24 protein-coding genes are annotated in these 22,627 nt (G+C 68.7%); 11 read left to right on the top strand and 13 right to left on the bottom strand.

The window, feature by feature from the left end; translation table 11 throughout:
* Positions 1 to 13: 13 nt before the first annotated feature.
* From ENSA7_RS17145 to ENSA7_RS17140, 3 genes are all read left to right on the top strand, one after another.
* Positions 14 to 205: a hypothetical protein gene (locus ENSA7_RS17145; protein WP_106090377.1), complete on the top strand. Its 192-nt coding sequence runs from the start codon at positions 14 to 16 to the stop codon at positions 203 to 205.
* Positions 206 to 286: 81 nt separating this feature from the next.
* Positions 287 to 1,456 carry a JmjC domain-containing protein gene (locus tag ENSA7_RS42285; protein WP_146157794.1) on the top strand — a complete coding sequence of 390 codons (1,170 nt, stop codon included), beginning with the start codon at positions 287 to 289 and terminating at the stop codon, positions 1,454 to 1,456.
* Positions 1,443 to 2,780, top strand: coding sequence for a cupin-like domain-containing protein (locus tag ENSA7_RS17140; RefSeq protein ID WP_146157793.1), 1,338 nt, complete (start codon positions 1,443 to 1,445; stop codon positions 2,778 to 2,780). The genes ENSA7_RS42285 and ENSA7_RS17140 overlap by 14 nt, the downstream gene beginning before the upstream one ends.
* A gap of 4 nt (positions 2,781 to 2,784) precedes the next feature.
* Here the strand turns inward: ENSA7_RS17140 and ENSA7_RS17135 are convergent, their stop codons facing one another.
* From ENSA7_RS17135 to ENSA7_RS17125, 3 genes are read right to left on the bottom strand one after another with little or no spacing between them, the layout of a single operon-like run.
* Positions 2,785 to 3,642 carry a class I SAM-dependent methyltransferase gene (locus tag ENSA7_RS17135; RefSeq protein ID WP_106090375.1) on the bottom strand — a complete coding sequence of 286 codons (858 nt, stop codon included), beginning with the start codon at positions 3,640 to 3,642 and terminating at the stop codon, positions 2,785 to 2,787.
* Positions 3,639 to 4,880, bottom strand: coding sequence for a hypothetical protein (locus ENSA7_RS17130; RefSeq protein WP_106090374.1), 1,242 nt, complete (start codon positions 4,878 to 4,880; stop codon positions 3,639 to 3,641). Before ENSA7_RS17130 ends, ENSA7_RS17135 begins: the two co-directional genes overlap by 4 nt.
* 13 nt (positions 4,881 to 4,893) lie before the next feature.
* Positions 4,894 to 5,907 carry a hypothetical protein gene (locus ENSA7_RS17125; protein ID WP_106090373.1) on the bottom strand — a complete coding sequence of 338 codons (1,014 nt, stop codon included), beginning with the start codon at positions 5,905 to 5,907 and terminating at the stop codon, positions 4,894 to 4,896.
* A gap of 118 nt (positions 5,908 to 6,025) precedes the next feature.
* On the opposite strand from ENSA7_RS17125, the gene ENSA7_RS17120 reads away from it, so the two are divergent.
* Together ENSA7_RS17120 and ENSA7_RS17115 are read left to right on the top strand one after the other, a co-directional pair.
* On the top strand, positions 6,026 to 6,817 hold the full coding sequence (locus ENSA7_RS17120; RefSeq protein ID WP_146157792.1) for a biotin/lipoyl-containing protein: 792 nt from the start codon (positions 6,026 to 6,028) through the stop codon (positions 6,815 to 6,817).
* A 30-nt stretch (positions 6,818 to 6,847) separates the two neighbouring features.
* Complete coding sequence (locus tag ENSA7_RS17115; RefSeq protein ID WP_106090371.1) at positions 6,848 to 9,022, top strand: peptidase domain-containing ABC transporter; 2,175 nt, start codon at positions 6,848 to 6,850, stop codon at positions 9,020 to 9,022.
* 50 nt (positions 9,023 to 9,072) lie between these two features.
* Here ENSA7_RS17115 and ENSA7_RS17110 read toward each other — a convergent pair whose 3' ends face one another.
* Positions 9,073 to 9,471 (bottom strand): DoxX family protein, encoded by a 399-nt coding sequence (locus ENSA7_RS17110; protein ID WP_106090370.1) that lies wholly within the window; start codon positions 9,469 to 9,471, stop codon positions 9,073 to 9,075.
* A gap of 105 nt (positions 9,472 to 9,576) precedes the next feature.
* On the opposite strand from ENSA7_RS17110, the gene ENSA7_RS17105 reads away from it, so the two are divergent.
* A complete protein-coding gene (locus ENSA7_RS17105; protein WP_106090369.1) occupies positions 9,577 to 10,491 on the top strand; it encodes a LysR family transcriptional regulator in 915 nt (304 codons plus the stop codon).
* A gap of 33 nt (positions 10,492 to 10,524) precedes the next feature.
* On the opposite strand, the gene ENSA7_RS17100 is transcribed toward ENSA7_RS17105, so the two are convergent.
* The 3 genes from ENSA7_RS17100 to ENSA7_RS17090 all read right to left on the bottom strand — a co-directional run bounded on the left by ENSA7_RS17100 (position 10,525) and on the right by ENSA7_RS17090 (position 12,643).
* A complete protein-coding gene (locus tag ENSA7_RS17100) occupies positions 10,525 to 10,869 on the bottom strand; it encodes a hypothetical protein (RefSeq protein ID WP_106090368.1) in 345 nt (114 codons plus the stop codon).
* 265 nt (positions 10,870 to 11,134) lie between these two features.
* Positions 11,135 to 11,995 (bottom strand): hypothetical protein, encoded by an 861-nt coding sequence (locus ENSA7_RS17095; RefSeq protein WP_146157791.1) that lies wholly within the window; start codon positions 11,993 to 11,995, stop codon positions 11,135 to 11,137.
* A gap of 69 nt (positions 11,996 to 12,064) precedes the next feature.
* Positions 12,065 to 12,643: a hypothetical protein gene (locus ENSA7_RS17090; RefSeq protein WP_106090366.1), complete on the bottom strand. Its 579-nt coding sequence runs from the start codon at positions 12,641 to 12,643 to the stop codon at positions 12,065 to 12,067.
* A gap of 159 nt (positions 12,644 to 12,802) precedes the next feature.
* Between ENSA7_RS17090 and ENSA7_RS17085 the strand changes: the two genes are divergently transcribed.
* Positions 12,803 to 13,429, top strand: coding sequence for a hypothetical protein (locus ENSA7_RS17085; RefSeq protein ID WP_106090365.1), 627 nt, complete (start codon positions 12,803 to 12,805; stop codon positions 13,427 to 13,429).
* 107 nt (positions 13,430 to 13,536) lie between these two features.
* Here the strand turns inward: ENSA7_RS17085 and ENSA7_RS17080 are convergent, their stop codons facing one another.
* The 5 genes from ENSA7_RS17080 to ENSA7_RS17060 all read right to left on the bottom strand — a co-directional run bounded on the left by ENSA7_RS17080 (position 13,537) and on the right by ENSA7_RS17060 (position 17,401).
* Positions 13,537 to 14,361: an HNH endonuclease signature motif containing protein gene (locus ENSA7_RS17080; protein WP_146157790.1), complete on the bottom strand. Its 825-nt coding sequence runs from the start codon at positions 14,359 to 14,361 to the stop codon at positions 13,537 to 13,539.
* 76 nt (positions 14,362 to 14,437) lie between these two features.
* Positions 14,438 to 14,689: a hypothetical protein gene (locus tag ENSA7_RS17075; protein ID WP_146157789.1), complete on the bottom strand. Its 252-nt coding sequence runs from the start codon at positions 14,687 to 14,689 to the stop codon at positions 14,438 to 14,440.
* Positions 14,674 to 15,168 carry a hypothetical protein gene (locus tag ENSA7_RS17070; RefSeq protein ID WP_146157788.1) on the bottom strand — a complete coding sequence of 165 codons (495 nt, stop codon included), beginning with the start codon at positions 15,166 to 15,168 and terminating at the stop codon, positions 14,674 to 14,676. The genes ENSA7_RS17075 and ENSA7_RS17070 overlap by 16 nt, the downstream gene beginning before the upstream one ends.
* 395 nt (positions 15,169 to 15,563) lie before the next feature.
* Positions 15,564 to 16,553 carry an NADP-dependent oxidoreductase gene (locus tag ENSA7_RS17065; protein ID WP_106090361.1) on the bottom strand — a complete coding sequence of 330 codons (990 nt, stop codon included), beginning with the start codon at positions 16,551 to 16,553 and terminating at the stop codon, positions 15,564 to 15,566.
* Positions 16,550 to 17,401, bottom strand: a complete 852-nt coding sequence (locus tag ENSA7_RS17060; RefSeq protein ID WP_106090360.1) for an SDR family NAD(P)-dependent oxidoreductase — start codon at positions 17,399 to 17,401, stop codon at positions 16,550 to 16,552. Before ENSA7_RS17060 ends, ENSA7_RS17065 begins: the two co-directional genes overlap by 4 nt.
* A 109-nt stretch (positions 17,402 to 17,510) precedes the next feature.
* Here ENSA7_RS17060 and ENSA7_RS17055 point away from each other — a divergent pair, with 109 nt between their 5' ends.
* From ENSA7_RS17055 to ENSA7_RS17045, 3 genes are all read left to right on the top strand, one after another.
* Positions 17,511 to 18,887, top strand: coding sequence for an MFS transporter (locus ENSA7_RS17055; protein WP_106090359.1), 1,377 nt, complete (start codon positions 17,511 to 17,513; stop codon positions 18,885 to 18,887).
* A 19-nt stretch (positions 18,888 to 18,906) separates the two neighbouring features.
* On the top strand, positions 18,907 to 20,070 hold the full coding sequence (locus ENSA7_RS17050; protein ID WP_106090358.1) for a DPP IV N-terminal domain-containing protein: 1,164 nt from the start codon (positions 18,907 to 18,909) through the stop codon (positions 20,068 to 20,070).
* Positions 20,071 to 20,134: 64 nt separating this feature from the next.
* Positions 20,135 to 20,698, top strand: coding sequence for a Uma2 family endonuclease (locus ENSA7_RS17045; protein WP_106090357.1), 564 nt, complete (start codon positions 20,135 to 20,137; stop codon positions 20,696 to 20,698).
* Position 20,699: 1 nt separating this feature from the next.
* On the opposite strand, the gene pssA is transcribed toward ENSA7_RS17045, so the two are convergent.
* The gene (gene pssA / locus ENSA7_RS17040) at positions 20,700 to 21,602 is read right to left on the bottom strand and encodes a CDP-diacylglycerol--serine O-phosphatidyltransferase (RefSeq protein ID WP_181233819.1); all 903 of its coding nucleotides are present in this window, start codon (positions 21,600 to 21,602) and stop codon (positions 20,700 to 20,702) included.
* 117 nt (positions 21,603 to 21,719) lie between these two features.
* Between pssA and ENSA7_RS17035 the strand changes: the two genes are divergently transcribed.
* The gene (locus ENSA7_RS17035) at positions 21,720 to 22,625 is read left to right on the top strand and encodes a tRNA pseudouridine synthase A (RefSeq protein ID WP_106090381.1); all 906 of its coding nucleotides are present in this window, start codon (positions 21,720 to 21,722) and stop codon (positions 22,623 to 22,625) included.
* Positions 22,626 to 22,627: the final 2 nt, after the last annotated feature.

Here is a 22,627-nt window from a genome sequence, read left to right as displayed (position 1 = left end):
AGCCACCCGCTCCATGAGCGAGGAGCAGTGGTCGGTCTTTCACAAGATTGGCAATGAGTGTTCCCTCGACGAGTTCTCGGACTTCGTCGCGAATGGCGAGCTCCCGCTCGTCGAGTTGTCCAAAGAGCAGCTCGAGAGCGTCGCGGGTGGCAACAAGCCGCGCAAGGTCGTGGTCGTGAGCAACCCTCACGATTGGCCGTCCTGACCCCTCTGATCTCCCCAACCGAGCGCTGCGGTCACGCCGTGGCGCTCATATAATTCACACACTCGACCGAGGATAGTTCAGATGCTGCCCGAGGGTCTCACCCGTCTCGTAGGAACTAAAGCCGAGGAATTCGCCGCCGCCGTGCGTGAGGATCGGCTCGTGCAGTGCTTCGTACCCGAGCCCCAGCGAGGGGGATGGCCCGATCCGACCGCGCCGAGCCTCAAAGACTTGCTCGACGAGTTTCCCCAGACCTCGTGTGCGGTCGGCGTGATGCCATATGGCGAGTGTCGGGCGACCAACGACGAGGCTGTCGATGCGCTCAAGCTCGGCGGGCACGTGCAGATGGCCATGACCTGTATCCCCGACGTCAACGCGTGGATGTGTGGCCTCGCCGACGAACTATCCCGCGGTCAGGCACACCACATTCAGGCGACCTTGACGGTCAGCAGCCCGGGCGCGGGGGTCGCCTGGCACCACGACTCGGACTCGTGCCTGCTCATCGTGCAGCTCGCGGGTCAAAAGACCTGGTGGCTGACCGAGAGCGGTGAGGATCTCCACCCCGAGCGAATGGGCCACATCGACGCACGGCTCGCGGGGGTCGGGGGGACCCAGGCGCAACACGAGGCGACCGTCGCTCGACTCGAGCAGCGAGCCGAGCGCGTCGTGATGCGTCCGGGCACCGTCGTGGTCGCGCCGCCCTACACCTGGCACCGGACCCTGGCCGAGACAGACGAGGAGTCGTGGACGCTGCTGTTCGTGATCCAGCGCGGGACCTACGTCGAGGCCGAGTGGCGCCGACTCGCGCGCCAGGTGTGGCCGCGCGAGCTGTGGCCCGAGGTCGGGGACTATGACGCGACCGAGGTCGGCGAGCAGCTCGCGGCCCGGGTCCGCGAGTACAGCGAGGCCAAGCTCGAGGCGCGGCCGTCGACGATCTTCGATCCGCGGACCATGGTCAGGCGCAGGCCCGGCGTCGGCGTCGAGCTCGACCGCGGGCGCGGCGGCTACTGGACGCTGCGGACCACCGTCGACGACGAGACCCGCGAGCTGCTGGTCCCGCGGGCCTACGTCGCGGCCCTGCGCTGGCTGGCGACGACCCCCCGTCCGTTCTCGGGCTACCGCGCGCGGGCTGAAGCAGGCATCTCGCACCAGCTCGTCGATCGAATGCTCGAGACCCTGCTCGCGCGCGGCGTGCTCGAGCGTGTCGAGACCGAGACCGAGACCGAGACCGAGGTCGCGGGTGTCGGATCCTAGCTCGGTGATCGAGGCCGTCGACACCGTCCCCGCGCTGCTCGAGCACGTCGACGCCGGGCGGCCCGCGCTGTTCGACGCGGCCTTGCTCGGCCCGCGGACGACGGCGCTGGTCGGCTCGTGGTCGGCGCTGTGTGACGCGGCCGAGCCGTGGGCGATCCCGGTCCGTCCCAACTATCGCGACCACCGCTTCGCCGCCTTCCGCGACTACCTGCGAACCCGATCCGAGCCGAGCCTCGCCGGCTTCGGACCGCTGCCGGCCGCGCGCGTGGAGCTGCGCGATTACATCGAGCAGGCCCAGGCGCGCCCCGACCAGACCGATCCCGCGGTCGAGCTTCGACCCTCTGCGCGGCTGCTCGAGCACCTCGACGGGCCGGCCCCGCTGTTCGAAGCGATGGGCCTGACCCGGCTCCACCCCGGCAAGACCGACGACGCCGACGCGATCGTGGTCTACGCCTACGTCGCGGGCGCGGATCAGTCGAGTGATCTGCACTTCGATCGCGATGGTCGCCACGTGTTCAACGTCCAGCTGATCGGTCGCAAGCGCTTCGTGTTGTTCAGCCCGCACGCCGGCCCGCTGCTCAGCCCGATCATGCAGTTCAGCGGGATCCGGGCGCGCGAGTGGAGCCCGAGCCAGCGCCGCGACTTTCTCGCCTACGCCGGTGGCTGCGAGGTCGTGCTCGAGCCCGGCTGGGCCCTCTACATGCCGCCGTTTTACTGGCACCACATCGACTACCTCGACGCGGCCGCGGGTCTCGGGTTTCGCGTGCGGCCGCCCGACCCCGGGCTGCAGCGGGTGCTCGATCGACTCCCCGCCAACTACCTGCTCCAGACGATCGCCGCCGAGCTGCTCGCGCGCGACGACGAGCCCGCGCGCCAGTGCCGGGCCGAGCTCGAGGCCTTTGTCGATCGAGGCGCGCGCTCGGTCGCGGCCGCCTACGAGGCCGCGTGCGCGCTCCAGCGTCGTTGCCTGGCGACGCTCGGGGTCGAGCTGTGTGGCGGCGGCAGCCCGGTCATCGACAGCCTCGACTTCGGCGCCCCGCTGTTTCGGCAGTTCATGGCTGGGCTGGTCGACGACGCGCGCGAGCCGAGCCTGGCGCTGGCGCCCGAGCTTCGCTTCGCGCCGCTCGACCGCGGTCACGTCGCGCTCGTCCACGGCGAGCGCTCGGTCCCGGTCCCGCTCGCGCTCGGCCGGGCGCTGCTCGGTCGCCCGCGCTTCGATCTCGACGTGCTGATCGCCGAGCACCCCGAGATCTCGGCGACGCGCTGGACCCGGACCATCACCAAGCTGCGCGAGCGCGGCTTCATTGTCGCGCTCGACGGCTGATCCGTCAGCGTCGACGCGCGCGCACGATGAAGCTGTAGTGGCGCGGGGTGTTGATGTGAAAGTCGTAGTAGTGGCGGATCCACTCGATCTCGTAGACCGGATCGAGGAGCCGCTCGAGCTCGCTGCGGGTGAAGCACGACTCGGGGTTGTGCTGCAGCACGTAGCGCAAGAATTTGCCGACGACGCCGAGCGAGAGCGAGACCAGGCCGAGCGTGGGGTTGTACTTGGCCGAGTGGACCAGGACCAGCAGCTCACCGCCTGCGCGCAGCGCCGCCGCGCCGCGCTGGACGTAGTTGCCGAGCAGATGCCCGGGGATGTGATGCATGCACCAGCTGTCGAGGATCGCGTCGAAGCTCTGGGGCTCGAGCTCGAGCTCGAACACGTTGGCCGCACGAAACTCGAGCTCGCCCGCGTGGCTCGCAAACAGCTCGCCCGCGCGAGCGATCGCGCGAGCCGAGATGTCGACGCCGAGGACCGCGGCGCCTCGCTCGGCCAGCGCGGCGCTGTTCGAACCGACCCCGCAGCCGAGCTCGAGCACCCGCCCGCGGCCAAACCCCGCCTCGGCGGCCTCGACGACGATCGGGTGGGGCAGCCGCTCGTCGTCCTCGTGGGCCCAGGGCGCGGCGGCTCCTTCGGCGTAGCTCGGCTCCCAGTCGCGGACGTGAGCGCGGTACTCGTCGACGTCGTAGCCAAGCTCGGCGAGGGGCGCGGCCACGTCCCAGGCGCTGAGCTCGAGCAGCGGGCGATCTCCGAGCGTCTCGATCAGCTTGGTCAGCGGCTCGATCGCCGCGCGCATCCGGCAAGCCTCGGCTTCGGCGAGCAGCGGCAACAGGTGGTCTCGGGTCGAGATCGGCGTGGTCATGGCGGGTCGCAGGGCAACAGCTGGCGGGTCAGGGCGAGGTCGCGCACGGTCGCGACCATGGCCGCGACGCTGCGCTCGGGTTCAGGCAAGTGAAAGCGAGACTGGAGGTCGGCGGTGATCTCGGCGTGGGTCCGGCCGTCGATGAGCAAGACCAACACCCGCGCCAGCGCCCGGCCGGCGGCGCCCGTGGGCAAGCTCCCGGTGCCAGCGCGGACCAGCAGCTCGGTGTAGCGCTCGCCGAGGGCCGCGGGATCCAGATCGAACGCGGCGGGGTCGAGCCCGGCGACGACGCGATCGAGCTGCCTGCGATCCTCGCAAAAGCGCAGCAGCGCCGCGAGCAAGCGCGACCGGGGCGTGTCGCAGACCTCGAGTAGACCCAGGGCCTGCTGATGAAAGGCCCGGGCCTCGAGCGCCGCACGGATCGCGCGGGTGTGGCTCGGCCCGCAGTCGTGGGCCGTGAGGATCGCGTCCGCGAGCTCGCCGGCCTCGCTCGGGCGGGTGCTGACGAGGTCGAGGCCCAGGACCACGCAGGCGCGCAGACCGTTGGCGGCGAGCGTGCGCTCGAGCCCGGCGCGGTAACCCTGCTCGTCGTGGATCCGCAGCCGCCGCAAGGTCCGGCCGATCAAGGCCACGTTGTGCGCGACCTCGTCGTCGGGCGTGGTCGTGAGCCGCAGGCCCGGACCCCAGTAGTCGAGGGTCTGGCCGCCGACGCTGCGGGCCCGAACCGCCAAGGTCAGACCCGGCGAGCCCGTGTGGCCGAAGCCGTGGATCGATCGGTCTTGCTCGACGCGGACGACCGCCCCGCGCTCGAGCAGCGAGAGCTCGAGCTGCTCGCGCGCGCCGAAGTGCAGATCGTTGTCGTAGCGCTCGCCAAGCTCGAAGCCATAGTCGACATAGACGACCGGGTCGCTGAGGTTTTGAAACGCTCCGGACCAGCGGTGCGAGTGGGCGTTGCCGAACGTGTCCGTCCACATGTGGAAGGTCATGATGAACTGGTCGTCGGCGTAGACGGGTACGACGTTGGTCGCGTCGTGGAAGCACGCGCGGTTGGCCCGAGCGTTGAGCCGCGCGAGCGCGAGCTCGAGCAGCGCGCGCTTGTCGAGCGCGGCAGGGTTGACGCGGGCGAGGACCTCGGTGGCGATGTCGGCGAAGCACGCGAGGCGATGACCCGCGCGCTCGTAGGCGGTGCGGGTCTCGGCCGCGACCGTGGCGAAGATGTCGGCGGTGGGGGAGGGCATCGTCGATCTCGATTCAGGCGTGGAGGGTCGCCCGCGCGCGGGCGAGGGCCTCGACGCAAAACCCGGTCGTCAGGGCTTCGGAGCCGTAGAACAGCCCGCCGGCTCGCTCGCGACCGCCAAAGATGTAGGCCGACTCGGCCGGCCAGGAGCCGTCTTTGTGCTGACCATCGAGCAAGGCCGGCAGCTGGGCGGCGACCGAGACCGGCGCCGACAGGTTGAGCAATGTCGTGATCATCAGCGCGCGATCTTGAAGGCTGGTTTCGCCGTCGAGGCGCGCGTCGATCTTGGCGAGGATCGGCGCGCGGGCCGGCTCGAGCGCGCTGACCCCATGACGATAGGCGCGCGAGATGAAATACCAGATCAGCGGACGCGAGGTGTAATAATCACCATGTTCAATCTCGCAATTCGAATTGACGCAATCAATTAGCTTGGCGATCGACGGTTTGACCCGGTCATCCTCCTGGCCCAGAAACAACAAGGCATTGGCGAGCACCCCCATGTCGACCATGTCGCGCAGCGGCAGGGCCGTGAACAGCTCGGACAGGCTCGGCGTCCAGGCCGAGCGAAGGGCACGCTTGAACGCCGGCGTCGACTCACGCCGCGGCACCAGCCAGGTCCGCAGCAGACCCTCGGCGTTGCGATGATCGAGGACCAGGGCCTCACAGCTGGGGAATTCGACGGCGTGGTCGCGGAGGACCCACGCCACGCAGGCGATGTCGTCGAGGTCGGGCGGCGCCTCCTGGCGACGCGGGTGAAACCGCGACCAATAGCACCACAGCCCCGCGCCGCGCATGTCGGCGCGGAGAAACGCGAGCGCGGCGTCGATCTGCTTGGCGAGGTGCTCACCCTCGATCTCGCGGACACAATAGAGGATCAGGGCCGTGGCGAAGGGCGTGCTGTCGAGCTCGCGCGCGCTCGCCAGGGTCGAGTCGGGACTCACGAAGGTCGGCCACTCGCCGTGGTCGAGCTGCGATCGACGCAAATACGCAATTGCGCGATCGATGGTCTCGTAGAGTCGATGTTGCATCGAAGCCTCGCGACCATGCCATGTTCGGACTTTACCCGCCACCGGCTCGCGGTCCCGTTCGCGCGGCCGGCTCGATCATCACGGGTCGCTGTGCGATGCTCGTTTGACGGTCGTCGACATGAACGCGCCAAGTGATTGTAAAGACCCCGACGACGAACCACGCAGCGCCGCGTCACAGTCATTGTTTCGGGCTGCGGCGCTCGAGGCTCACGAAGATGACTATCTCCATGGCGCGCCTTTGCTCGTCGTGCCGGGCTGGGCTCGCCTGGCGGCGGGCTTGTTGATCACCGCGGTCGCGGTCGCGCTCGGCTACGCCAGCGTCGTGCCGATCAGCAGCTACGCGCATGGGGTTGCGATCGTTCGTGATCCCACGCCAGCGCTGGTGCGCAGCCCGACCCGAGCTGTGGTCCGCGCGGTCGTCATTCGCCCCGGGCAGGCGGTCGCTGCCGGGGACCCGCTCGTTCAGCTCGACGGCCCGGCCGCGGGCACGGTTCGATCCACGGCCGCCGGGGTGGTCGCCGAGGTCGCGGTCACGGCTGGCGACATGCTCGAGCCCGGTGACGCGCTCGTGACCCTGACCGAGCTCGACCCGCGCCCGATCGTCGAGCTCCACTTCGATGTCCACCAGCGCCCGCGCATGGACCTCGCCACGCCGATGTTCATCGAGCTCGACGGGTTCGCGGCCAGTCGAACCCCGGTCGTTGTCGAGGGGATCGCCGAGCTCGTCGGCCCGAGCGACGCAGCCGCGACCCCGCCGAGCGTCCGGGTTCGCGCGCGCCTGCCCGAGCTCGAGTTTTCCGCCGCCGATGGTCGCTACCCAGTCTACGCAGGCATGCGCGGGCGCGCCGAGGCCGAGCTCGGATCGGCGCCGCTGCTCGAGTCCGTGCTTCCTCGCTTGTTTGGAGCTTGATCCGTGGCCAGCGCTCGCCCTCCTCGTTTCATGGCGCTCGCCCGTCTGGGCCTGCGCGTCGGTCGTTCGCTCGAGCACGTCCAACAGCTGACCGAGACCGACTGCGGCGCGGCCTGCCTGGCCACGGTCTTGCGTTATCACGGCAAGCCGCGGCCGCTCGACGAGCTCCGCGCGGCGATGGGGACGGGCCGCGACGGCGTCAACGCCCTCGGTGTCCTCCGCGTCGCGCAGCGCTACGGGCTGCGCGGGCGCGGCGTTCGAGTCGGCCTGAAGCACCTCGACTCGCTCACGCCGGGGGCGATCTTGCACTGGGAGTTTCGCCACTTCGTGGTGTTCGAGTCCGTCGATCGCCGCGGCGTGACGATCATCGACCCGGGCCTCGGCCGTCGGCGGGTCACGCTAAAGCGCTTCGACGAGGCCTTCACCGGCATCGCCTTGTTGCTCGAGCCCGGCGAGGACTTCGAGCGCGGCGAGGCCCCACGCTCGCCGACCTGGGCCTACCTGCGCGAGATCTCGAGCCACCGCGAGCTGTGGGCCCACGCGCTCTCGATGTCGGCGTTGATCCAGCTGTTGGGCCTGGCGCTGCCGCTTGCGACCGCGGCCTTCGTCGATCGCGTGATCCCCCGGGCCAACTATGATCTGTTCGCGATCCTCGGCCTCGGCGTCGCGCTGATGGTCGTGTTTCAGGTGTTGGCGGCGATCGTCCGCGGCAACTTGCTCGTGCAGCTGCGCTGCCTGCTCGACGCCAAGCTCACAGTCTCGTTCTTCGATCACCTCGTCGCGCTGCCCTACGCGTTCTTTCAGCGCCGCTCGACGGGCGACCTGGTCATGCGCCTCAACAGCAACGCCGTCGTCCGTGAGATCCTGACCTCGGGCGCGATGTCGGCCGCGCTCGACGGCGCGTTGGTGACCATCTACCTGGTCTTGATCGCGTGGATTAGCCCGCTGATGGCCGCCGTCGTCGTCGGCCTCGCGGCCGTGCAGTTCTCGCTGTATTTCGCCACTCGCCGCGCGCAGGAGGAGCTGATGACCGAGGGCCTCGCGCTGCAGGCCAAGACCTCGAGCTACGAGGTCGAGATCCTCGGCGGGATCGAGACGCTCAAGAGCATGGGCGCCGAGGACCAGGCCGTCGAGCGCTGGACCAATCTGTTTGTCGACACCCTCAACACCTCGCTGCGCCGCGGCCGGCTCGACTCGCTGGTCGAGGCGCTGCTCGGCGGATTTCGCATGGCCGCGCCGCTGTCGGTCCTCGCGGTCGGGGCCGAGCTGGTCCTGCGCGGGCAGCTGAGCCTCGGCGAGATGCTCGGGCTCTCGGCCCTGTGCGCAGGATTCTTGGTCCCGCTCGCGGCCCTCGTCGGCGTGACCCTGCGGTTTCAGGCGCTCGGCAGCTACCTCGAGCGGATCGAGGACGTGATGCGAACCGAGCGCGAGCAAGACCTCCGCGCGGTCGTCCCGGCCAAGCCCCTCGGCGGCGCGATCAAGGCCGAGGGCGTCGGGTTTCGCTACGAGCAGAATGGCCCGCTGATCGTACGTGAAGTCGACGTCGAGATCGCCGCCGGCCAGGTCGTAGCGATCGTCGGCGCGTCGGGAGCTGGCAAGTCGACGCTGGCCAAGCTGCTGCTCGGCCTCTACCAACCCGAGCATGGGCGGGTGCTCTACGATGGTGTCGACCTCGCCCGGCTCGAGCTGCGCAGCGTCCGTCGCCAGCTCGGCGTCGTCACGCAAGGCGCCGACGTGTTCGGGACCAGCGTGCGCGAGAACATCGCCCTCGGTCACCCGGGCGTCGGCCTCGGGGCGGTCGAGAAGGCCGCCAAGCTGGCCGAGATCCACGCCGACATCGCCGCGCTACCGATGGGCTACGACACCTTGCTCGCCGACGGCGGCGCGTCGATGTCCGGGGGCCAGCGCCAGCGCCTCGCCCTCGCTCGCGCGCTCGTCGGCGACCCGGCGATCTTGCTGCTCGACGAGGCGACCAGCAGCCTCGACCGCGTGACCGAGGCCGCGATCGAGCGCTCGCTCGCCAAGCTCGAGTGTACGCGCATCATCATTGCGCATCGGCTGAGCACGATCGTCGGCGCCGACTTGATCTTGGTGATGCACGAGGGCCGGGTCGTCGAGGCGGGGACCCACACCCAGCTGCTCGCCGCGGGCGGGCGCTATGCGGGGCTGTACGCGGGCTCGACCGACGCAACAGCTGAGCCATGAGCCACACCCGACCTGACCCGACCCCGTAGCGAATGCCGTCGCGTCCTTGCTCAGGCCCGGGCGCCCACGAGCTCGCGCGGGGCGATGGTCTGCTTGGTCGAGCGGCCCCAGGCCACGAACGCAGCGAGCGAGCCGAGCATCAGCGGCGCGCCAAAGGCCTCACCCAGCGCGAGGTGGGTGATCGCGGCGAGGACCATCACGAACGCCAGCGCTCCGGCGGCGATCGGGGTCAGCTTCGGCTTGATGCGCAGGGCCGCGGGCAAGATCAGGCCGACCGCGCCGGCGACCTCGGACAGGCCGATGAAGCGCACGAGGGCGGCCGGCATGTGCTCGACGACGGTCATGCCGTTGGCCAGCAGCGTATCGATGGGCATGGCGAGCTTCATGCCGCCGGCCAGCAAGAAGGCGAGGGCGAGCAGGGCTTGGATGATCCACAGGGCGATGTTCATGGGTGTTCTCCGGTCCTGCGAAGTAGCCTAGGCTAGGTTCGTCTAGGCAACTAGGACGCGATATGACAACCTTGAGTTGCGCCCACGCAACCTGAAGGAACCGGCATGAACCTCAACGATCTCGCCAGCTTCGTCCACGTCGTCGAGCTCGGAACCATCAGCGCGGCGGCCAAAGCCGAGGGCGTGCCGAAGTCGACGATCAGCCGGCGCATCGCCAGGCTCGAGGACGAGCTCGGGGTCGAGCTGTTGCGCCGCAGCGCCCGGTCGTTCGCGCTGACCGACGACGGCCGGATGCTCCACGCCCGCAGCGTCGCCGCCGTGCAGGAGCTGAGCGACGTGGCCACCCGCCTGCACGAGTGCAGCGAGGTGCCCCGCGGCACGCTCGTGATCACGGCCCCACCCGACATCGCCGGCTCGGCCGGCTTCGCCACGCTGCTCACCGAGTACCGGCGGAGCTGCCCGGAGGTCCGCGTCGAGGTCCGGCTCGAGTCCCGGGTCATCGACCTCCAGCGCGAGGGCGTCGACGTAGCCCTGCGCGGGCACGAGGGCGAGATCCCAGGAGAAGCCGGGCTGATGTCCCGCTCGCTCGGATCGGCCCGGGGCGGCTTCTATGCCAGCCCCCGCTACCTGGCCGTCCACGGCACGCCGAGCACCCCCGCCGAGTTGAGCGAGCACGCGCTCGTGCTCCACGAGATCCTCGTCGGCCGCCCGCTCACCCTGGCTTCGGCCGTGGGTGCGCAGACCGTCAAACTCAGCTCGCCAGCCTTCGTGCTCAACGAGTTCGGCCTCGCCCAGCGGCTGATCGAGGCCGGCGCGGGCATCGGCATGCTCGCCGCGGCCTGGGCCCGCCCTTCGCTCGCGGCCGGCCTCATCGGCGAAGTCCTGCCGGGCTGGTCGATCCACCTGGGTCGGATGTCGTTGGTCTGGCCAGCGAGCCGCCAGCTCGCCCCGAGCGTGCGTCGCTTCGTCACCCTCGTGACCCAGCGGCTCGCGTTGCTGACGATGATCGACGAGCTGTGAGCGACCACGGCAGATCCAATCGCGCGGCGACCATCAGCCCCAGCTGTGGTGCACGGCGTGGTGGGCCACGAAGTCGAGCCAGAATTTGACCGACACGAGCACCAGCACGAGCGCCGTTGCTTGGTACATCTGGTACGCGACACGCATCGCCGCCAATCGACCACGTTGCGTCGAATACCTGCGGTTCAAGAGCTCGGGCGGGTCCTGCCGAGTCTCCAGCGGCAACCGGGCCTCGATGCTGACCGCGAAGCCACCGATCACAATCCAGAACACCAACGCGAAAAACTGCACCGGCCCGACCATCAGCAGCGGCGACTTGGAAACCATCAACGCGCCGCCGCCGACGAGCGCCGCGGCGAGCCCGATCTGCCCCGCCAACCTGGCGAGGCAGCCCAGCGGACCGGACAGACGTAGGTAGCTCACGCGAGTGAGCATATCGTGTTCAGGTCCGGGAACCCGGGACCCGGAACCCGGACCCGGAAAGCTCCGGATCCGGGTGCATGCGTCGACCGTGACCGCAGACGGCGCGATCGGCGGCGGCGCCCGAGGCCGATCGTTCACGTCGTCGCCTCGGGGCCGCCAAGCTCAGCATCGTTTCCACCGGCGGAACTCCGCCGGATCTCCTCATTCGCTCTGGAGGGTATCAGGAATAGGCGCCGCCCCAGGCGAACCAGCTGATGGTCCCGGTATCATTCCAGTAGTTGGTGACGACGAGGCGCGCCGAGAGAGTCCCCGAGGGGGAGATCGAGCGGATCGCTACGCCCCAGGGGTCGCCGCTAACCGGGCGGGTGTACGAGCTGAGCGTCCACCAGACCCCGCCACTGAGGGTTTGCAAGTAGACGTTGTCGAGCTCAGAACGGTGATCCCACGCGCAGGCCTCCAGCGCGCGTTTGGTCGTGTTGCTCACGGTGATCTTGGTCCCCCCGGCAAACGTCGACGCGACCGCGAACTGCTGAAAGCCCGTGTTGGTGCCGTAGCCGTTGTGCCAGTCGGTCCACCACTGGAATACGTCGCCGGGTCCTCCTCCGTTGACGCAGTCGCTGCCGGTGTTGGTCTCGCGCCACATCTGAAGTTCGCGCGGCGTGGTCGGGACGATCCCCTGGGCGGCGAGGCTCGAATGGTTCTCCACGAGGCGCGCGGGCGGGGCCTCGCTGGGAGCCATGGCGAGGTAGACCTCGAGCGGTGAAGAGCCCTCGTCGATGAAGTGGGTGACGCCGCCGCCCTCGGGCCCGACGGCGACGACGAGGATCTCATCGTCGCCGCTGAACTCGGAGACATCGAGGAATTCGATCATGCCCTCCTGCTCTCCGTCGATACGTGCCACCAACGGCACATCTTCGGGAGCGAGCTCGACCACCGGGAGCGCCCCCACCTCGTCAGGCGGGACGAGCTCGAGCGAGGCCTCGCCGGCAGGCGAGTCCACGTCGTTCGAGTCGTCGCATCCGGCCATCGAGCCAGTCGTCATGCACAAGAGCACCAGCAGGGATTTGTTCATTCGTTTCATTGGTTTGCCTTGGGATCAAAGAACGGCATTCGGGCCGCCCGACAGTGGTTCCAAGTGCCCTCGCTGGGATCACGACCTGCTCATCTTTTTTGGGGCCGACCTGCTGGATGCTGGACGCGGCGGTGCGATCGCGGCGAGCAGCGCCGCCGTGTCTGCGCAGCTATCGATCGCGGGCAACCCCGCCGCAGCCCGACCAACCTCCTGGAGCTGCTGCGCGTCGGCATTTACGAGGATCTGCACGAGCGTGTCGAGGCTTGCGAGCCGCTTGTCTAGGCACGCGGTCCGCAGATCGAACACGTTCTCGGATTGTTGCCCTTCGGCGTGGGTCCGGCACGCCTCGTCGCGCATGTCCGCCCACTCATTGGCGTAGCGATGGATCTGCGGCACCACCATCGCCAAGATCTCGTTGGCCTGCTCCCCATGCCTCGAGCGCACCGTTTGTTCGACGCGGGCGGCCCGCGCCTCGTCCCAGGTCTGCGTCATCTGATCTCCCGTGTTTGCACACACCTCGGGCTCGCTGGGCGCGACCCTGGGCCGGAGGGCGGCGAAGCTCAGCGCCCCCGCGAACGTAACGAGCAGGGTTCCGACCGCGACCCGGCGACGGCGGGCTCGAGGATCGCGGGCGAGCGCCAAGAGCAGCGCTTGCATCGATGGCCAACGGTCGCCCGGCTCGAGCGCTAGACCCCGCAAGAGCACCGCGTGCACCCAGCGAGGGACATCCGTGTCGCGTGGCCGGGCCGTGATCGCCCCAGCTCCGGTGCGACCCCACAGGTTGACAACGAAGCCGAGGGTCCGGTACGGGCACCCATGGCGATCCCGCGTTTGTACCGACTGCTCCCCGTCCTCCTCGCGCTGGCCCTCGTCTGCGGCTGTGACAAGGGCGACAAGGCCACGCCCACGGACCAGGCCAAGGACGACAAGAACGACAAGGACGACGAGGGTGACGAGAGCGAGGAGTCGGCCAAGCAGGACGAGGACAAGGGCCACGCCAAGCTCAAACTCGGCGAGCGCGACTGGAGCACGGAACGGGCCAGCGCCCAGCTCCAGGACACCGGTCACCTGCGCGTTCGCGCCAGCCGGACCGAGAAGGTCGACGGAGAGTCCCGGCGTGAGGCGCTGACCCTGCTGATCCGAGACTACAAGGGCCCCGGGAGCTACACGACTGACAAGGTCAATTCCAACTTCACCGGCGTCGGTTTCGACATCGAGGCGGCCGAGAAGGCCGCGGCCGAACAAGACGACGACAAGAGCACGGCGCTGGCCACCGACATGATTCGCAAGTCCACGGTCGTTCTGCTGCAGGACGCGAAGATCGAGATCACCAAGGCCGACGGGGACTTCATCGACGGCACCCTCGAGTGGTCCGGGATCGGTGGCGTGAACGGGCCGCGGTCAATCTCGGGCAGCTTCCACGCCCAGATCGACAAGGACTGACGCGGCCCGGGTCCAGCTCCGTCAGCTGGTCAGCAACTCGGTCGTGCGCAGTTCTCCCTCCGCAGGTGCCAACGATCCGCGTTGTCTCGACGGGCGCGGCTGCCCGATCAGGTGCCGCCGTCAGCCCCCGGGCCGGAAGTCTGCTCTGCGATGAACAACCACCCCAGGGTATCAGCCAGGTTCATGGGCCTGCCATCCCACTTGGGCGCCGTCATGGCTGGGTCAATATGCAGATCAGCCTCACGCAGGAACAGCTCGAGTTCTTCGAGATTATACCCCGTCGCCGCGGACGCCGGGCTGCCGGGAATGTCGCGTCCACGCTGATCCACGAATACAATTTTACCATCTCGAATTTCGCAAGCCAGGCCGTCCTCATGAATCATGCGGTGATGACCGGGGCACACCAACACCAGGTTGGACAGGGAGGTCGGGCCACCTTCGGCCCAGCCTTTTATATGGTGACCATGAAGGTGCTGCTTGCGACCGCAGCCGGGGACCCGGCAGCCGCCATCGCGCAGCCACAGCGCCCGGTCGATCGCTGAGGGAATTGTACGGGTGCTGCGGCCGACGTCGAGGAGTTCGCCGTGCTCGCCGACCACGACATCGACCCGGGCGCTGTCGCACGCGAGCATCTGCGCGACGTGGCTGGGCACTCGCGTGCCGTCCCGCATGAAGCCGCCGACACTACCTGGGCCGCCCTCGAGCTGCTGCGGCGAGGTGATGACGACCAGCTCGTAGCCCGAGCCGAGCGTGCGTGGGCGGTGTTTTGGGTACGCTCGCGCGACGTCGACGCTCGCCTCGGCGCGCTCCTGCTCGTGGGTCTCACTGTCGTTCGCGGACGTGAGCTGAGGGGTGGGCGGATCCGCAGGGGCTTCCGCGGAAGCCTGCGGCGAGGCTTCCGCGGAAGCCTGCCCGTCCTTCGCTGACAGCATGGCCTGCCAAACCAGAGCGGCCGCATGCGGCCTAGACACGGCCCTGTGACGAGCGCCCGATGGCCCGCAGCGCCAGCTAGAGCGCACCAACGGCGATAGCGAACAGCAACTCGGCAAGCGCTACAGGGAAGAGCATCGAATCAGCGGCGACCCTCGCATCATCGCCCGCGCCTCGCGCTCGCCACCACCCGATCGTGGCGCCAGCGGGCAACACGACACCGGCAAGCAGGCCCATCACCCAACCCGAGGTGACCGCATAGTGCCACGCGATAGCAGCCCCGGCGACTGCCAGGACCGCCAGCACCATGCCGATTAGAATCCGGGACATTCAATATCCTCAAATTCCTTGGAGAGCAGCGGCACACAGGCACACGCAGCGGCGATCCCAGCGCCCAACCCCCACGGATTGGCCGCAGCCAATGCGGCCGCGGTTAGCGTGATCCCAAGCGCGCAGCCTAGCCATCCTGCTTCCAGGGGATGCGTCGAGTAGGTAAAGCCACTGGCCATCGCAGCCGTGCGAGCCTCGAGCGTGCCAGGGGCGAGCGTCGTTTCAGTAGTGATCGTTCCGTCTGCCGAGTAGGTGACCCACGCATAGCCATCACTGAAATCAGACACAAAGACCTGACTGCCGTCTGGCTCTACCCAGTAGGTGAGAACGCCAAACAGGCCATCTTCAGTGTAACCGTAGAGGGTAATGTCGACCTCGCTTATCTCCATCTTTGTCCGTGTGATTGTGTTGGGAGACGTGCCCGCCGGTGCAAGTGCGAACACTGCGGCGGCAGTAATTGTGGCGATCGCGGTTGACACTCCAAAACCGTAGGTTGAGAGCGGGCTAGGTGCAATACGCAAAAGATGCACTGGCGTGCCGTCCCGCATGAAGCCGCCGACACGACCTGGGCCGCCCTCGAGCTGCTGTGGCGAGGTAATGACGACCAGCTCGCAGCCCGAGGCGAACGTGCGTGGGCGGTGCTTTTAGGTAAGCTCGCGCGACGTCGACGAACGCGTCGGCGCGCTCCTGCTCGTGGGACTCACTGTCGTTCGCGGACGTGGGCGCCTGCGCGGAAGCCTGGGGCGAGGCATCCGCTGAAGCCTGCCCGGCCGTTGCAACGAATTCGCAACTTCCTCGGTTGCCCAGATCTGCTCGAACCGCGAATATGCTCCATCCGATAGTCCCGTGTCGTCGGCGCGACTGCATGCGCGGGTCATGATCGAACAGCAAGAATGATCTTCCCCCGCGCCCGCTGGGTACGGCTGCGCGCAAGCGCGTCCCGTGTCTGCGCGAGTGGATACACCGAGTCGATCACCGTCCGCAGCCCGCCCGCGTCAACCATACTCGCGAGCACCGCCAGATCCGCCCCCCGCGAGCGACACAACACCATCCGCGACACCAGCCCACCCGGCATTCCAAGCAGCTGCGTAGGCGTCGATCGCAGCTGATCCCGAGCATTCTCCCCCGTCGGCACGGTCGACACATACCGCCCACCCGCGCGCAGACACCCGCGCACACGCTCGAGCGAGCTCTTGCCGATCGCGTCGAACACCACGTCGACACCACCCGACGCCGCCAGCGCCCCCACGACATCCTGGGTCCGATAATCGATCACCTCGTCGGCCCCGAGCTCGCGCACCCACGCATGATTCGCGCCGCTACACACCCCGATCACCTGCGCGCCCAGATACTTGCCGACCTGCACCGCATAATGCCCAACCCCGCCCGACGCACCGAGGATCGCCACGCGCTCATGACCCCGCAGCCCAACGTCGTCCCGCAGCGCCTGCAGGGCAGTCAGCCCCGCGACGCCCAGACCAGCGCAGTGGGCATGATCTGCGCTGCGCGGCTCGTGGGCGACGGCGCGCTCGTGCACGGCCATGTACTCGGCGAAGCCACCCATCTGCCCCAGCGTGGTCTGCATGGCGACGACCTCGTCGCCGGGCCGAAACCGCGACACCCGAGGTCCGACGGCGGCCACGACCCCCGCGACGTCGCTGCCCAGGACCTTGGGAAACCCAACGACGAACGAGCGAAACACGTAACGACCATCGCGCAGCAGCCAGTCGCGCGGGTTGACGGCGGCAGCGTGGACGGCGATCAACACTTGCGAGGGGCCGACCTCGGGGATCGGTCGAGGCTCGACCCGCACGACCTCGTCGCCGCCGAATCGCTCGATGTATGCAGCAAGCATCTGATTCATAGCGGGCTCCCCCCAACGTATTTGGTGAACAACGCGTGGATCTTTGGGTGCTGGCTGGGCGTGTCGCTGGGCGGGAAGGTGGCGTAGAGAAAGCTGAGCATCCGCGTGGTCAGCATCGGGCCAATCCGATTCCAGGCGCCGAGGTGGGCGCCCCGCCTGGTGATCACCCGTCGCCGCCGCTCGACCACGCCGCGCAGCGTGAGCGTGGCCGCCTGCTCGACGCTCAACACGTCATTGCGGTTCGCGTAGTCTTTCGTTGGCGCCATCATCTCGGTCCGGACCAAGGGCAGATACACCGAGCACACGTGCACGCCCTCGTGGTGGAACTCGGCGGCGAGCGAGTCGCCGAATACGTCGAGGGCGGCCTTGCTGGCCAGGTACGCCGCAAAATAGGGTCCGGGGATCAGCACGCCCATCGACAGCACCAGACCAATACAGCCCGCTCGCTCGCGCAGGCTCGGCAGCAGCCCCAGGCTCAGGCGCACCGGGGCAAAGTAGTTGAGCTGCATGGTCCGCTCGAAGTCGTGAAAGCGATCGAGAGACCGGGCGATCGGCCGCCGGATCGAGCGCGCGGCGTTGTGAATGAGCACGTCGACGCCGCCGTGCTCGGCGAGGATCTGCGCGACGAGGGCGTCGAGGGCCGCAAAGTCGGAGAGGTCGCAGACGTAGGGGTGAGCGTGGCCGCCCGCGTCACGGATCTGCCGGCTGACCTGCGCAAGCGCGGTGTCATCACGCGCAACCAGAAGCACACTCGCGCCCGCCGCTGCGGCCTGACGGGCCAGCTCGGCGCCGATCCCCCGCGAGCTCCCGGTGATGAGGACTGTCTTGCCGCCGAGCGTGGCCTGCATGGCGTCAGTCCTGCCATGTCGGCGGGGAATTCACCAGGTCGCACCACGGGCGCCCGAGCACAGCTAGCTTCGACGGGCCGCTGGTGGCACGCTGCCGCGACTGCCCACCATGACGGACACGCCCCAATCGGGTCGGCAGCCCAGCTCGGGCATGCGCCGTATCTTCGACCCGGATCATCCGATCTCGCCGCGGCGGCTGCCGTTCTTCTACGGCTACGTGGTGGTCGTGGGCGCGATCCTCGGGGTCCTGGCCAGCGTCCCTGGTCAGTCGACGGGCTTTGCTGTGTTCACGGATCACCTGATCGCGGCGAGCGGGCTGACGCGCCTGCAATTGAGCAACACCTATATGCTGGGGACGGTGGGCTGCGCGCTGTTGTTGCCCTACGGCGGCAAGCTGCTCGATCGCTGGGGCGCGCGGCCAACCGCGATGCTCGCGTGCATGTGCCTGGGCGCGACCTTGGTGTTGCTGACGGCGACGGCGCCGATATTCGAGTGGTCGGTCGATTGGTTCGCCGACTCGCCGGCCGCCCAGCTGATGTTCATGTTCTCGCTGCTGTCGATCGCGTTCGTCAGTCTGAAGTTGGCGACGCAGGGCATGCTCACGATGGTCAGCCGCACGATGATCGCCAAGTGGTTCGCGCGGCGCCGCGGGCTGGTGGTCGCGCTGGCCGGGGCGATCGTTGGATTTGGATTTGCGATCGCACCGATCGGCTTTAGCGCGCTGATTCAGGCGATCGGCTGGCGAGAGACCTGGTGGGCGCTGGCGCTGGCGGTCGGGGTCGGGATGACGCTGGTGGCGTGGGTGCTGTATCGGGACAACCCGGAGAGCTGCGGGCTGCTCATGGACGGTGACCAGCCGCTCACCGAGCCGCAGCAAGTGGAGACCCGGATCGCGCCGCCGCCCGAAGACGTCACGCGTGGCCAGGCGATCCGCACGCTGCCGTTTTGGACGGTCACGCTGGCGCTGTCACTACACACCCTGATGACGACGGGGCTCGCGTTTCACATCGTGGATCTCGGCGCCGTGGCCGGCTACGCCGAGGCGGAGGTCGTGAAGCTGTTCTTGCCGATGGCGGTGATCACCATGGTCATCGTGTGGCTGTCGGGTCTCGCCGCCGATCGCTTCGACATGCGCTGGCTGCTGGCGGGCATGATGGTGGCCGAGGGTGTGGGCATGCTCGGGGCCGCGAACCTGGGCACCGCGACGGCCCAGTGGGCGATGATCGGGGGGATCGGCTTCGCGGGCGGAGTCTCGGTGATCCTGTCCACGGTCGCGCTGCCCCACTACTTTGGTCGTGCACACCTCGGCGCGATCTCGGGCGCGCAGATGATGTGCATGGTGCTCAGCGGCGCGCTTGGGCCGTCGATGTTGGCGTGGTCGAGAAGCGCGACTGGGGGGTACGCGTTTGCGCTCGAGTCCGCGCTGGTGCCCGTGATCGTGGTGATCGTGCTGTCGTTGTTCACGCGTCCGGTCCGGTCGGCGTGAGATCTGGTATCTGTCAGTGATGCTGCGTCCCATCACCTCGCTCGCTGTGTGCTCGCTCTTCGCCGCGTCGCTCGGCGCGTGCCAGCGCTCGACCCCCGCGCCCGACGCCCAGCCGGCGGCGAAGTCCGAGACGCCCGCCGAGCCAGCGCCCAGCCCGGACGAGCCAGTCGAGCCAGCCGAGCCAGCCGAGCCAGCCGAGCCCGCGAGCGAGGCCCCGGCCCAGCCGATCGTCTACTACGTCGGCGCGCAGCTGTGGCGGGTCGAGCCCGATGGAACCCAGGCGCGAGCGCTCGGCCTCGAGACCTCGGGCGAGGACGACGGCACGGGCACGGTCGGGCACGGCGACTCCACGCCAACGATCTCGCCGGACGGTCGCTGGCTGGCCTACACCGAGGGCCCGGATCTGTGGATCGCCGAATTCACGACCGCGGGCGCCCAAACCCACCAGATCACCAAGATGCCGCCGACCGTCGATGATTGGATCGTCGCGGCGGAGCTGGGCTTTTCGGAGTGGTCGCCCGACAGCTCTACGCTGGTGGTCGCGCTCGACGAGCCGAGCTACGAAGACGAGTCACCGCTGCCGCTGCCGACCGGGCTCGAGTATGGATTTGCGGTCCTGCGGGTCAGCGATCTCGCGCTGACCCGCGCGGCACACATCGAGGGCTACCACGGCTGGACGCCAGACTCGAAGGGCGTGATCGACAACGTGTACGTCAGCCAGGCGAAGTACGAGCTGCGCCAGTACCCGATCGAGCCGGGCCCGGCCAAGCTGCTGCGGACGTCGAACGAGGGCTACGGGTTCGGTCAGCTCCACGTCTCGGGTGCCTGGCTGGCGTGGAATTCCAGCGGCGATGATCTGAGCGCCAGCATCAGCCAGATCCTCGTCGTACCGTTCGCAGGCGGGGACCCCAAGCCGCTGTCACCCCGGGCCGGCTTCGCGGCCATCCAGCGGCCCGTGGTCGCGCCCGATGGCGCGCGGGCGATCTACGAGCGCGAGGGCGGGCACTACGTCGGCTCCGGCCCAGACGAGGCGGCGGCCAAGCAGCTGCCCCAGGCCAGCGACCTGCGCTGGCTCGACGCCGAGCACCTGGTGGGTGTGTCCAGCGAAGGCTTGGTCGCGATCGATCTCGACGGGACCACGCGGGTGCTGGACACAGCCGGGACCGGGCTCGTGCGGATGTAGTGAACTGGCCGACGTCGCTCGCGCCGACGGGGCTGCTTGGCGTTCTAGGTGCTAGAGTCGAGGCATGAGCGGCGAAGCGGCGAACTTGCACATGACCTACGCCGAGTACTGCGCCTTCGAGCGCGAGTCCGAGGTCAAGCACGAGTACATCGCCGGCGAGGTGTTTGCGATGGCGGGAAGGACTCTCGAGCACAGTCGCCTCTGCGCCGAGATCGTGCACCAGCTGCGCCTCGCGCTCGAGGGCGGACCCTGCCGTGTGCTGTCCGCAGACGCGCGCGTGCGTGTGGAGGCCGCGGATGTCGACACCTATCCAGACATCTCCGTCTGCGGTCCGCCCGAGACCGCCGCCGGGGACGACCACGCGCTCCTCAATCCCAAGCTGATCGTCGAGGTCCTGTCGAGCTCGACCGAGGCCTACGACCGTGGGCTGAAAGCTTCGAACTACCGCAAGATCCCCGCGTTGAAGGCCTACCTGCTCGTCGCCCAGGATCGTCCGCGCGTCGAGCTGCAGGTCTGCGACGCGGACGGCCGCTGGGTCATCCACGAGGGCGTGGCAGGGGAGCGCCTGGCGATCGAGCCGCTCGGCATCGAGCTCGACGTCGACGCCCTCTACCGCGACGCGTTTTAGCCTATTTGGCCGTCTCTACCGGTTCGGCACCGAGCTCCTCGAGGACCTCGTGCTCGTCGTCGTCGGGCTCGTCGGCGCGCGTCTCAGCCAGCTCTTCGCGACGGCGGCGACGATAGAACACGACCTCCTCGGCGAGCCCCAGCACCACGAACAGGCTCAGCATGCCGATCAACACGGCCGGCCCGTTGACGCGCAGGAACGTGACGACCGAGAGCGCGAGCACCAACACGATGACGGTGACGCTGCGCTTGGTGAGGGTCAGATCCTTGAAAGATCGAAACCGAACCCGACTGATCATCAGGTAGCTCAGGACCAGCACGAAGCCCGCGATCGCTGCGTGGTTGCTGACCTCGGTCACGCCGACCGCGTGGTTGGCGAGGACCAGCGCGACGATCATGTTGGCGGCGATCGGGATCGGCAATCCGATGAATTGCGCGGGCTTCTTCTTGGTCGTGGCGGCGTCGGCGGGCGGCTCACCCGCGGCCTTGCTCGCGGCCTTGGCCTGCTGCTCGCGCATCTCGAGCACGTTGAAGCGGGCCAGCCGCAGCGCGCCGCAGGCGGTGAACACGAAGGCCACGAACAGCCCAGCGTGCCCGAGCTCCAGCAAGCCCCAGCGGTACACCAAGATCGCGGGCGCGACCCCAAAGGTGATCACGTCGGCGAGGCTGTCGAGCTGCACGCCGAGGTCCGACTGGGTCTTGGTCAGCCGCGCGATCCGACCGTCGGCGCCGTCGAACAGCAGCCCCAGCACGATCGCCAGCGCGGCCTTGTAGAGCAGCTCCTCGTCGCTCGAGCCGCCGTCGTGGCCGAGCCTGGCGGTGAGCACGATGCTGTACAGCCCGCAGAACACGCTGGCGAGCGTGAACAAGTTGGGCAGGATGAAGTAGGTCTTGCGGAAGTCCACGCCAGGTCTGGGCCCCGAACCTCGGGCGCCCCAGCGTACGGGAGCGTCGCCAGGGCCGCGACGGTTTTGTCGGCCCGGCCCCCAGCGCGGCCCGGCGGGCGCGGTAGAGTCCCGCGCATGGCCGTGCTCTTGCGCCTCGCCTATGACGGCACCGGGTTTCATGGATTCGCCCGCCAGACCGGGCCAGGCGGCGCGGTGCGGACGGTTCAAGGTGAGCTCGAGCGGGCGCTGTCGCGGCTGTACAAGCAGGAGCTGCTGACCCGCGGCGCGAGCCGGACCGACGCGGGCGTGCACGCGCGTGGGCAGCTCGTCGCGTTCGATCCGCCGTTCGAGATCCCACCTCGCGGGCTGCTGCTGGGACTGGCCGCGCAGCTGCCCCGGGACATGGTCGCGCTCGCGGCCTGGGCGGCGGACAGCCCCGACGCGGTACCGCTCAACCCTCGGTTTCACAACCTCGGCAAGCGCTACCGCTACCGGATCCGCGTGACCTCGCTGCGAGATCCGCTGACCGAGCGCTACGAGTGGCACCTGCCGCGGCCGCTGGCACTCGAGCCCATGCGCGCGGGCGCGCAGCGGCTGATCGGCGAGCACGACTTCGCGGGGTTTCGCGCGCGCGACTGCCAGGCCAAGACCACCGTTCGGCGGCTGCGCTCGATCGAGATCGGGGTTCACACGCTGGCGCAGATCGATCCGCTCGCGTGGGACACCGGCCGGATCGAAGCGCCGGATGAGCCCGCGGTGGTCGAGATCGATGTCTGCGGCGACGCCTTCTTGAAGAACATGGTGCGGATCCTGGTCGGGACCCTATGCGCCGTTGGCCGCGGGCAGCTCGACCTGGCCCGGCTCGACGAGCTGCTCCGCGAGGGTGACCGGGCCCGCGCCGGGCCGACCGCGCCCGCCCGCGGGCTGACGCTGATCGAGGTGCTGTGGCCGCGCGAGCTCGGTGGTCGCTGGTCCCAGCTGGACCCGGCGCGGCGCCCAGAGCTGGCCACCGCACCAATTCCGCGGGATTTTTCGCGCTGAGC

It is taken from the genome of Enhygromyxa salina (genome assembly GCF_002994635.1).
Classification (GTDB): domain Bacteria; phylum Myxococcota_A; class Polyangia; order Nannocystales; family Nannocystaceae; genus Plesiocystis; species Plesiocystis salina_B.
Note: the sequence above shows the minus strand (reverse complement) of the source record. Positions and strands in the feature narration are given on the sequence as shown.

Bases quoted from the DNA above. Each gene is read 5' to 3' on its own strand.
- ENSA7_RS17145 (WP_106090377.1), top strand. From the start codon at position 14: ATGAGCGAGGAGCAGTGGTCGGTCTTTCACAAGATTGGCAATGAGTGT.
- ENSA7_RS42285 (WP_146157794.1), top strand. From the start codon at position 287: ATGCTGCCCGAGGGTCTCACCCGTCTCGTAGGAACTAAAGCCGAGGAA.
- ENSA7_RS17135 (WP_106090375.1), bottom strand. From the start codon at position 3,642: ATGACCACGCCGATCTCGACCCGAGACCACCTGTTGCCGCTGCTCGCC.
- ENSA7_RS17130 (WP_106090374.1), bottom strand. From the start codon at position 4,880: ATGCCCTCCCCCACCGCCGACATCTTCGCCACGGTCGCGGCCGAGACC.
- ENSA7_RS17125 (WP_106090373.1), bottom strand. From the start codon at position 5,907: ATGCAACATCGACTCTACGAGACCATCGATCGCGCAATTGCGTATTTG.
- ENSA7_RS17120 (WP_146157792.1), top strand. From the start codon at position 6,026: ATGAACGCGCCAAGTGATTGTAAAGACCCCGACGACGAACCACGCAGC.
- ENSA7_RS17115 (WP_106090371.1), top strand. From the start codon at position 6,848: ATGGCGCTCGCCCGTCTGGGCCTGCGCGTCGGTCGTTCGCTCGAGCAC.
- ENSA7_RS17110 (WP_106090370.1), bottom strand. From the start codon at position 9,471: ATGAACATCGCCCTGTGGATCATCCAAGCCCTGCTCGCCCTCGCCTTC.
- ENSA7_RS17105 (WP_106090369.1), top strand. From the start codon at position 9,577: ATGAACCTCAACGATCTCGCCAGCTTCGTCCACGTCGTCGAGCTCGGA.
- ENSA7_RS17095 (WP_146157791.1), bottom strand. From the start codon at position 11,995: ATGAAACGAATGAACAAATCCCTGCTGGTGCTCTTGTGCATGACGACT.
- ENSA7_RS17090 (WP_106090366.1), bottom strand. From the start codon at position 12,643: ATGCAAGCGCTGCTCTTGGCGCTCGCCCGCGATCCTCGAGCCCGCCGT.
- ENSA7_RS17085 (WP_106090365.1), top strand. From the start codon at position 12,803: ATGGCGATCCCGCGTTTGTACCGACTGCTCCCCGTCCTCCTCGCGCTG.
- ENSA7_RS17080 (WP_146157790.1), bottom strand. From the start codon at position 14,361: ATGCTGTCAGCGAAGGACGGGCAGGCTTCCGCGGAAGCCTCGCCGCAG.
- ENSA7_RS17075 (WP_146157789.1), bottom strand. From the start codon at position 14,689: ATGTCCCGGATTCTAATCGGCATGGTGCTGGCGGTCCTGGCAGTCGCC.
- ENSA7_RS17065 (WP_106090361.1), bottom strand. From the start codon at position 16,553: ATGAATCAGATGCTTGCTGCATACATCGAGCGATTCGGCGGCGACGAG.
- ENSA7_RS17060 (WP_106090360.1), bottom strand. From the start codon at position 17,401: ATGCAGGCCACGCTCGGCGGCAAGACAGTCCTCATCACCGGGAGCTCG.
- ENSA7_RS17055 (WP_106090359.1), top strand. From the start codon at position 17,511: ATGACGGACACGCCCCAATCGGGTCGGCAGCCCAGCTCGGGCATGCGC.
- ENSA7_RS17050 (WP_106090358.1), top strand. From the start codon at position 18,907: ATGCTGCGTCCCATCACCTCGCTCGCTGTGTGCTCGCTCTTCGCCGCG.
- ENSA7_RS17045 (WP_106090357.1), top strand. From the start codon at position 20,135: ATGAGCGGCGAAGCGGCGAACTTGCACATGACCTACGCCGAGTACTGC.
- ENSA7_RS17035 (WP_106090381.1), top strand. From the start codon at position 21,720: ATGGCCGTGCTCTTGCGCCTCGCCTATGACGGCACCGGGTTTCATGGA.